The organism is Arenibaculum sp., from assembly GCF_035998295.1.
Taxonomy (GTDB): domain Bacteria; phylum Pseudomonadota; class Alphaproteobacteria; order Azospirillales; family Azospirillaceae; genus DASYHS01.
The window spans coordinates 1-6285 of sequence record NZ_DASYHS010000282.1 but is presented as its reverse complement, the minus strand read 5'-3'; the positions used below and the strand labels follow the sequence as shown (position 1 = coordinate 6285).

At 70.3% G+C, this 6285-nt stretch carries 6 protein-coding genes; 5 read left to right on the top strand and 1 reads right to left on the bottom strand.

Annotated elements, in window-relative coordinates:
• Positions 1-144 precede the first annotated feature (144 nt).
• From VGO20_RS26655 to VGO20_RS26635, 5 genes are read left to right on the top strand one after another with little or no spacing between them, the layout of a single operon-like run.
• Positions 145-1026: a branched-chain amino acid ABC transporter permease gene (locus VGO20_RS26655; RefSeq protein ID WP_327505447.1), complete on the top strand. Its 882-nt coding sequence runs from the start codon at positions 145-147 to the stop codon at positions 1024-1026.
• On the top strand, positions 1023-2102 hold the full coding sequence (locus tag VGO20_RS26650) for a branched-chain amino acid ABC transporter permease (RefSeq protein ID WP_327505446.1): 1080 nt from the start codon (positions 1023-1025) through the stop codon (positions 2100-2102). The genes VGO20_RS26655 and VGO20_RS26650 overlap by 4 nt, the downstream gene beginning before the upstream one ends.
• Complete coding sequence (locus VGO20_RS26645) at positions 2099-2845, top strand: ABC transporter ATP-binding protein (protein WP_327505445.1); 747 nt, start codon at positions 2099-2101, stop codon at positions 2843-2845. The genes VGO20_RS26650 and VGO20_RS26645 overlap by 4 nt, the downstream gene beginning before the upstream one ends.
• Positions 2842-3579, top strand: coding sequence for an ABC transporter ATP-binding protein (locus tag VGO20_RS26640; protein WP_327505444.1), 738 nt, complete (start codon positions 2842-2844; stop codon positions 3577-3579). The genes VGO20_RS26645 and VGO20_RS26640 overlap by 4 nt, the downstream gene beginning before the upstream one ends.
• A complete protein-coding gene (locus VGO20_RS26635) occupies positions 3576-4364 on the top strand; it encodes an alpha/beta hydrolase (RefSeq protein WP_327505443.1) in 789 nt (262 codons plus the stop codon). Before VGO20_RS26640 ends, VGO20_RS26635 begins: the two co-directional genes overlap by 4 nt.
• A 79-nt stretch (positions 4365-4443) precedes the next feature.
• Here VGO20_RS26635 and VGO20_RS26630 read toward each other — a convergent pair whose 3' ends face one another.
• Positions 4444-6192: a methyl-accepting chemotaxis protein gene (locus VGO20_RS26630; protein WP_327505442.1), complete on the bottom strand. Its 1749-nt coding sequence runs from the start codon at positions 6190-6192 to the stop codon at positions 4444-4446.
• Positions 6193-6285: the final 93 nt, after the last annotated feature.

Here is a 6285-nt window from a genome sequence, read left to right as displayed (position 1 = left end):
GAAGTCGTGACGATCGACGGGCGCCCGGGCATGAAGGTCCTGTCGACCTTCCCCGCCGTGAAGGACCCCTGCAAGGAGCTGCGCATCGGCAAATGCGCCGAAGGGCTCGTCGGCACGCAGTAAGCGCCAGGGAGGAAGATCGCCGTGACGTCCGCAGCTCATGTGCTCCTCACGATCGCCTTCGACGGGCTGGCCTACGCCATGGTCCTGTTCGTGATCTCCGCCGGCCTGTCGGTCACCATGGGCATGATGGGGGTCATCAATCTCGCCCATGGAGCCTTCGCGGCAATAGGCGGCTACGCCACGGTGTGGCTGACGGCGCAGGCGGGCCTGCCATTTCCTCTCGCCCTGCTGCTGGCCGGGGCCCTGGCCGCCGTGCTGGCGGTCCCGGCCGAGCGGTGGTGCTATCGCCCGGTCTACAAGGCCGACCACCTCGCGCACGTCCTGCTCAGCATCGGGATAAGCCTCGTGGTCGTCGCTGCGCTGACCTGGCTGTTCGGGCCGTCCTCCCACACGATCCGCATGCCGGACTACCTGTCGGGCAACGTCGAGCTGCTGGGCGTCGTCGTGCCGGTCTATCGGGCGGCGGTGATCGCGGTGGGGCTGGCCTTCGCGCTCGCCCTGTGGCTGGCGATCGACAAGACCACGATCGGCGCCCGCATCCGGGCCGCGGTGGACAACAGGGACATGGCCGAATCCGTCGGGATCGACGTCGACCGGCTGTTCTCGATCACCTTCGCGCTCGGCTGCGCGCTGGCCGCGATCGGCGGTGGGCTGGCGGTCAACATCCTCGGCGTCGGGCCGCGCTTCGGCCTGCAATACCTCGTCTACTTCCTCGTGATCGTCGTGGTCGGCGGCATGGGCAGCGTGAAGGGGGCCTTCGCCAGCGCGCTCGTCATCGGCGTGGGCGAGAACGCCGGCCGCTATTTCCTCCCGCAAGCCGGAGCCTTCTTCATGTACGGCATCGCGGTGGTGCTGCTGCTGGTCAGACCCAACGGCTTCTTCACCCGAGCGAGCACGCCATGACCGAGCAAGCCGCCGTTTCCACCACCGTCCCCACCACCGTCCCCACCACCGTCCCTGCCGCCGCCGTTCCCGGCTTCGGCAAAGGCCCGCTCGCGGCCGCCTCCCGCGCGCAGCGGCCGGGCGCGCTCCGGCTGGGTCCGGTCGACCTCATCCCCTGGACGGTGATCGCCCTCGTCTACCTGCTCTGGCCCGGACAGGCCCCTTTCGCCGCCCAGGTGCTGGTGCTGATCCTGTTCGCCCTGTCGCTCGATCTCGTGCTCGGCCATGCCGGCATCGTCACGCTCGGCCATGCGGCGTTCTTCGGCCTCGGCGCCTATACGGTCGGCATGCTGAACGTCCATCTCGGCTGGCGCGAACCGCTGACGGCCCTGGCCGCGGGCGGGGCCGTGGCGGGCGCCGTCGGGGTCCTGTCGGGCCTGCTGCTGCTGCGTTACAGCGGCCTGCCGCTGCTGATGCTGACGCTTGCGACCTCCGCCATGCTGCTGGAACTCGCCAACTACCGTTCGGACCTGACCGGCGGCTTCGACGGGCTCAGCGGCATCGACCCGGCGCCCCTGTTCGGAACCGTGGCGTTCGACTTCTCCGGCAAGACGCAGCTTCTCTACGCGGCCGCGGTGCTGCTGGTCTGCTTCGTCTTCGTGCGCCGGCTGACGGCGTCCCCGTTCGGCCAGACGCTGCGCGGGATACGGGACAACCGCCGGCGGATGGAGGCCGTCGGCACGCCTGTGTTCGGGCACCTCCTGGCCGTCTACAGCGTCTCGGCGCTGCTGGCCGGCATCTCCGGCGCGCTCTTCGCCCAGGTGAACGCCTATGTGACGCTGGACGTGTTGAGCTTCGAGCGGTCGGGCGGGGTCATGGTCATGCTCGCGATCGCCGGGCTGGCGCGTCCTTACGGCGCCATGACCGGTGCGACCCTCTACGCCGTGATCGAGCACTATCTCGCGAACGTTTCGCCGGAATTCTGGGAGTTCGGCCTCGGGGTCGCCCTCATTCTGATCGTCCTGTTCGCCCGCGGCGGCCTGCTGCCGACGATTGAGCGGCAGGTCGCGCGCCGTTCCGGGAGGGCCCGCCAATGACCGGCATTCTCGAACTCCACGGGATATCGCTGAGCTTCGGCGGCCTCAAGGTGGCGCAGAGCGTCGATCTTCGTCTCGACGCTGGCGCGCGCCACGCGCTCATCGGCCCGAACGGCGCCGGAAAGACGACGCTGATCAACCTGATCACCGGCGTGCTCGCCCCCTCCTCGGGGTCGGTCCGCCTGAACGGGATCGACGTCACCCGGCTGTCGCAGGGGCAGCGGGTGAAGCGCGGCATCGTGCGGACGTTCCAGATCAGCCAGCTCTTCCCGACCATGTCGGCGGTCGAGAACGTCGTCATGGCGATCGCCGAGCGCGACGGCTTGGCGCGCGTGTTCTGGCGACCGCTGGTCCGCTTCGACGCCGCCTTCGACGAGGCGCATCTGCTGCTGGAGCGCGTGGGCCTGGGCCCGCATGCCCTGACGCCGATTGTCCACCTGTCCTATGGCCGCCGGAGGCTGGTCGAGCTCGCGATCGCGCTCGCGCTGAAGCCGCGGGTGCTGCTGCTCGACGAGCCGGCCGCCGGCGTGCCGTCGCTCGAAACCGACCTGATCCTCGACTGCCTGGCGGCACTCGAGTCCGACATCGCCATCCTCCTGATCGACCATGACATGGACCTGGTCTTCCGGTTCGCCCGCGAGATCACCGTCCTCGTCTCGGGGGCCGTCTACGCCCACGGCGCGCCGGACGAGATCGCGCGCGACCCCGAGGTCAAGACGATCTATTTCGGAGAGGCCGCATGACCGCCGCATTGCCCCTGCTGTCCGTCGAGGGAGTCCACGCCGGCTACGACGAGATGGTCGTGCTGGAGGACGTCGGCCTGGAGCTGCAGGCGGCCGGCAGCGTGGCCGTGATCGGCCGCAACGGCGTCGGCAAGACGACGCTGCTCTCGGCGATCGCCGGCCGCGCCACGCTGCACCGGGGCCGGATCCTCTTCGCCGGAACCGACATCACCGCTTGGCCGGCCAACCGGCGCGCGAGGGCCGGCATCGGGCTTGTGCCGCAGCAGCGCGAGATCTTCCCGTCGCTGAGCGTCCGGGAGAACATGGAGATCGCCGTGCGCCGGGGCCGCTGGACGGTGGAAGCCGCCTACGAGCTGTTCCCGCGCCTGCGCGAGCGCATCGGCAATCTCGGGAACCAGCTCTCCGGTGGCGAGCAGCAGATGCTGGCCATCGCGCGGGCCCTGGTCGGCAACCCTTCGCTGCTGCTCCTCGACGAGCCTTCGGAGGGGCTGGCACCGGTCATCGTCGAGCAGCTGGTCGCGGCGCTGGGCGCGATCCGGCGGGACGGGACGACCGCCATCATCCTCGTCGAGCAGAAGGTCGGCATGGCGCTCGCCTTCGCCGAGCGCACGATCGTGATGAAGGAAGGCCGCATCGCCTATGACGGTCCCAGCCGGGCGCTTCAGGACGATCGGGCGCGGTTCGACCAGCTCATCGGCCTCGCCGCCGAAATTCCCAGGGAGGTGATCGCATGACCGCGAACCCGTACGACGTCGATGCCGCCGCCCCCGGCAGCGAGCACACCCTGCTGGGCTATGCGGCGGCCAGCGCGGCCGTGCCGGTATCCGGCGCCCGCCTTGACCTTCCCTATGGCCCCGATCCGGATGAACGCCTCGACCTGCACCTTCCCGACGGCACGCCGCGCGGCACGGTCGTGTTCTTCCACGGCGGCTACTGGCGCGGCGGGGCGAAGGAGCAGCGGCGCTTCATGGCTCCCGCCTATGCCGCGGCTGGCCTTGCCTGGGTGAATGTGGAATACCCGCTCGCACCGCGCGTCACGCTTCGGGACATCGTGGCTAGCGCGCATCGCGCCGTCGCCTGGGTGGCGGCGCAGGCCGCCACGTTCGCGCCCGGACGGCCGCTGGTCCTCACCGGCAACTCCGCGGGCGCCCACCTCGCGGCGGTCGGCGCGGCCGGCGGGATCCGGGTCGACGCGGTCGTGGCACTGAGCGGGCTGTACGATCTTCGCCCCCTGGTCGGGACGCCGCAGGGCGACGCCATCGGGCTCGACGCCAACGCTGCGGTCGCCTCGAGCCCGCTGCTCGCTCCGACGCCCACGGACGTCCCCTTCCTGCTGGCGGTCGGCGGTGCGGAGACCGACGCCTTCGTCGAACAGACCTTCGCCTTCTACCGACACCGGCGCGGGAAGGGGGCATCCGACACCCTGCTGGTTCCTGCCCGGCACGACCACTTCAGCATCATCGCCGATCTCGCCGTCCCGGCCTCGCCCGTGTTCCAGGCGGCCGCGTTCGTCTCCTGAACGCCGGGGCAGGCCCCTGCCGCGACGGATGCCGGGCGGAGTTCCGCCCGGCATCCGCTCTCGGGGGTGGCTTGCACCGCTAAGCGGCTTTGATGGCCGCCAGGAACGCGCTCACCTCGTGCTGCAGGGACACGCTCTGCCGGGCCAGGCGGTCGGCGGAAGAGAGCACGCCGACCGCGGTTCGGCCGGTCTCGTCCGCAGCGGCCGAGACCCCGCCGATGTTGTCTGCCACCTGCTGCGTCCCGGCCGCCGCTCCCTGGACGTTGCGCGAGATCTCCTTCGTGGCGGCGGACTGCTCTTCGACGGCCGAAGCGATCGTGGCGGCGATCTGGTTCATCTCCCGGATGGTCGTGGTGATCCCGCCGATGGCGTCCACCATGGCCTTGCTGGCCGCCTGGATGTCGGCGATCTGGGCCGAAATCTCATCGGTGGCCCGTGCGGTCTGGTTGGCGAGGCCTTTGACCTCGGAGGCGACGACGGCGAAGCCCTTGCCGGCCTCGCCCGCCCGGGCGGCCTCGATCGTGGCGTTCAGCGCCAGCAGGTTCGTCTGCCCGGCGATCGTCTGGATGAGATCCACGACCTCGCCGATGCGCTGGGCCGCGTTCGAGAGGGCCTGCACGCTGTTCCCGGAGCGCTCGGTTTCGTCCACGGCACGCTGTGCGATCTGCGCCGATTGATGAACCCGCTGGCCGATCTCCTGGATCGAGTAGGCGAGTTCCTCGGTCGCCGAGGCGACGGTCTGGACGTTGCCGGACGTGGCGTCGGACGCTGCGACGACGGCCTGGGACTGCTTGGCCGTCTGCTCCGCCACTGCCGCCATCTGGTCGGCCGCGTGGCGCATCTCGTCGCCGGCCGCCGCGACCTCCGCCAGCGCGGAGGAGGACTTGTCGCCGAACTCGCGGAGAAGGCGGTCGATCGCCGCGGTCCGCGCTTCCTTGGCGCGCTGCTCGTCCGCCTGGGCCGCCTCCAGGCGGCTTTGCTCGGCCGCGTTGTCCCGGAACACCGCCAGCGCCCGTGCCATGGCTCCGATCTCGTCGCGACGGTCGGCAAAGGGCACATCGATCCCGATCGTGCCGCCGGCCAACGCCTCCATCGAGCGGGTCAACCCTCGCACCGGGCGGCTGATCGCGCCGGCGACGGCGAGGCCCAGCCCCGTGGTCAGGAGGGCGGCCACCACGGCGGCGATGAAGAAGGCGAGGGTCGCGGTTTCCGAGCGATCCTGGGCAGCCGAGGATGCTTCCTGCGAGACCGCCTTCGTCCGCCCCTCCAGGTTTGCGAGCTGATCGAGGAGCCTGGCGTAGATCTCCTCCGTGGCGAACATGAAGACCATGGCGGTGGCAGTGTCCACGGCCACCATGTCGGTGACCTGGCGGGCGGACTCCCCGTATCCCGCCAGTTCGGCCCGGATCGCGTCGGCCGCCTCCGTCGCGCCCGGACCGTCGGCTTGCGTCCCGATGCCGTAGACCGCGAGCGTGGCGGGGTCGAGCGCCACCGCCCTGAGCGGGAGGGCGGAAGCCCCCACCGCGTCGAGATGGCCGTGGAGCTTTTCCAGTTCCTTTTCGAGCTGGCCGCCGTCGCTGTGGTTGGCGGCCACGCCCATGATGCGGTAGAGGTCGGCATGAAGGGCCGACAGGTCGGCCCGGAGTTCCCCGATCACGCGTGCGTCCTCGAAGACGTCCGCGGTCAGGCTCCGCAGAACCTGCTGCTGTCCATGCTGGACATAGCCGCCGAAGCTGGCGGTCCCGAGCATGGCCGCCAGCCCGAGTGCGGGTACGAGGAGTATTTTGGCTGAGATGCGCCAGTTCGACAGGCGTAGGTTCTCGTTCATGACGCTCCCTCCCGTGGTGGGCGGCCCCGCGCCCGCCTTCTGGTTCATCCCGACGATGCCGGCCTACTTCTTGTAGAAGCCGACGCCGCAGAC